Origin of the sequence: Leucobacter sp. M11 (genome assembly GCF_035726885.1) — a bacterium.
Taxonomy (GTDB): Bacteria; Actinomycetota; Actinomycetes; order Actinomycetales; family Microbacteriaceae; genus JAPFRB01.
Map to the genome: position 1 here is coordinate 559,409 of NZ_JAPFRB010000003.1, position 2,807 is coordinate 562,215.

Sequence of the window (2,807 nt, forward strand, 5' to 3'; positions counted from 1 at the left end):
CGTGGAAGCCGCGGACCTTGTTCAGCTCGGCGATGATCGTCTTCCGACGCACATCGAAGGCCTGACGCATGGCCTCGACGGGGCCCTGGTCGCCGTTCAGCGCCGCGATCGCGCCGCGCTGGGCGACGTTGTTCACGTTCGAGGTGAGGTGCGACTGCAGGTTCGCGGCGGCCTTGATGGCGTCGGCCGGGCCGATCATCCAGCCGAGCCGCCAGCCCGTCATCGCGTAGGTCTTGGCGACGCCGTTGACCAGGATGGTCCAGTCGGCCATCGCGGGAACGGCCTCGACGATCGAGGTGGCCTTCACCCCGTCGTAGGTGAGGTTCTGGTAGATCTCATCGGAAATGACCCAGATCCCGTGCTGCAGTGCCCACTCGCCGATGGCCCGGGTCTCCTCGGGGGAGTACACCGCGCCGGTCGGGTTGGAGGGGGACACGAACAGGAGCACCTTGGTGCGCTCCGTGCGGGCGGCCTCGAGCTGCTCGACGGTGACCTTGTACTCCTGGTCGGCGCCCGCAAAGACGTTCACGGGGACGCCGTCTGCGAGGGTGATCGCCTCCGGGTAGGTGGTCCAGAACGGGGTGGGCACGATGACCTCGTCGCCCGGGTTCAGCAGCACCTGGAAGGACTGGTAGACGGCCTGCTTGCCACCGTTCGTGACGATGATCTGCGCCGGGGACACCTCGAGGCCGCTGTCGCGCAGCGTCTTCGCGGCGATCGCCTCCCGCAGCTCCGGCAGGCCGATGGCCTGGGTGTAGCGGTAGTTCTTCGGATCGAGCATCGCCTGGCTTGCGGCCTCGACGATGTGCTCGGGGGTCGCGAAGTTCGGCTCGCCCGCGGCGTAGCTGATTACGGGGCGGCCCTCGGCTTGCAGGGCCTTCGCCTTAGCGTCGACCTTGAGCGTGGCGGACTCGGCGATAGCGCCGATTTTCTTAGACAAACGGAGGTTCTCAGTCACAGCAACAAGCCTACGCCACGGCGCACGCTCAGACTGTATGAGTTCTCTGCCGCTGTCGCGCAGACTGCCGCGGGTGTCCCGGGCCGCGGCGGGCCTGAGCGAGGACGGCGCACAGCTTCCGGGTCGGTCAGCAGCCGTCGCAGCCGGGCAACAAAATCGACTCCGATCACGGCGCCAGCACTGTTCTTGGGGGCGAGGGGCGTATTAGTCTGGAGGCGCGAACGCAACCCGGGCTGGGCGGGCACCCAGAGACCAACCGGAAGACGTATGACGCCGAACTCCTCCAGACCCGCACCCGTCGATGAGTCTCTGCAGGGGGCGGATGGCCTGGCTCGGCTCGGGGGAGCCCTGCCGATCCGGGGCGAGGCGCCTGGGCAGTTCTCCGGCCGATTGCGGGTCGTCCAGGTGGGCGCCGTTCGAGCGGTGCGGCTGCAACACTCACCGTGTCAACTCACCTATGACCGCGGACCGGAAACGATCGGCTCCGCGGGGATGCTGGTGGTCGCCGCGCACCGGAGCGGGCGCATCCGGGTGCAGCAGTCCGGGCCGACCAGCCTGGTCGCCCCCGGCCAGCTCTCGATGGTGCACTCCGGGGCCCCGTTTCGCTACAGCGCTGAGCTCCCGACGGATCTGCTGCACGTGGTCATCCCCCTGCGCGCGATCGGGACGGTGCGGCAACGCGCCCTCGAAGAGCTGACCGCCTGCCCGGTCGTGACCCCACTCGGGCTCTCCGCCGCAGCGTTCATCATCACCCTCGTCCGACGGCTGCTCGCCCCGGGCCCGATTCGGTCCATTCCCGAGACCGAGCGTGCGGTGTTGGCGATGCTCCGCGCGGTGTTGGATGAGCAAAGCACGCTCCAGGCGCGGTCCGCCGGGCCCAGGAATCCGGCCGCGATGCGCCAGCGGGTTGCCGCCCTCATCGAACGGGGCTACTCGGATAGCTCGCTGGACGTTGCGGGGATCGCGCGGGCTCTGTCCGTGAGCGACCGGCAGCTGCAGCGCAGCTTCGAGGGGGTCGACTATGGGCCGCGGGAATTGCTGGGTCGGCGACGTGCGGAGGCCCTGGCCCAGGCCCTCCGCGACCCGGCGGTGTCGGTGGCCCAGGCCGCGGACACCGCCGGATTCCGGAGCGAGACCGCGATGCGCAATCAGGTGCGCCGCCGATTCGGCTGCTCCCCGGCAGAGCTCCGCCCCGCCCCAGAACAACGGGACGGAGCGGGCGCATGGGCAGAACCGTCCGGGACGCTGCGTGGCGACCCGGACGACCCGGAGTTCCAGGCGGCTTAGCTCACGTCGACGGAGCCGCGTCGCCGCAACAGCAGGAGGAGGCTCGCCCCGCCGAGCAGGAGGACCGCTCCGCCGAGGATCGCGGGCCCGGTGGGCCCGCCGCCGGTCGTGCTGAGGGACTCAGTGGGCGACGCCGGGGTGGGTGTCCCCGGCACCTCGGACTCGACCCGGACCGTCTGGGCCTCGTCCTCGAGATCGGCGTGCTCGGCGATCAGCTCGCCCGCAGCGTCATAGAGCCGCTCAAAGGCAACCAGGGTGGTTCCCGCAAAGCCTGACGGCACGGTCACGGTCACCTCGACCGTGCCGACCGAGACCGTCGGGACGAAGGAGTGCTCCAGCGTCAGGCCGGTGCCCCGTCCCGTGGTTCGATCCATCAGCTCGCCTCGGACGGTGACGGCTTCGCCCGGCGTCAGCCCGCGAAAGCTGATCACGTCGACGATGACCCCGCCGCTCGCGGGGAGCACGCGGTCCCCGTCGGCCTGGTCGCTCGCGGAGGTGCTGAGCTCGACGGGGTCGAGGGTCACGGTTTGCGCCTCGTCGTCGATGTCGGTGTGCTCGGCGA

General features: G+C 70.0%; 3 protein-coding genes. 1 reads left to right on the forward strand and 2 read right to left on the reverse strand.

Annotated elements, in window-relative coordinates:
• On the reverse strand, positions 1-958 hold a 958-nt coding region (locus tag OOT08_RS11045; RefSeq protein WP_325092692.1), incomplete at its 3' end, for a pyridoxal phosphate-dependent aminotransferase.
• A 423-nt stretch (positions 959-1,381) separates the two neighbouring features.
• On the opposite strand from OOT08_RS11045, the gene OOT08_RS11050 reads away from it, so the two are divergent.
• On the forward strand, positions 1,382-2,245 hold the full coding sequence (locus tag OOT08_RS11050) for an AraC family transcriptional regulator (protein WP_442916219.1): 864 nt from the start codon (positions 1,382-1,384) through the stop codon (positions 2,243-2,245).
• On the opposite strand, the gene OOT08_RS11055 is transcribed toward OOT08_RS11050, so the two are convergent.
• Positions 2,242-2,807: VaFE repeat-containing surface-anchored protein (locus OOT08_RS11055; RefSeq protein WP_325092694.1), on the reverse strand; the 566-nt coding region annotated here is incomplete at its 5' end. The two genes, OOT08_RS11050 and OOT08_RS11055, sit on opposite strands and share 4 nt — an antisense overlap.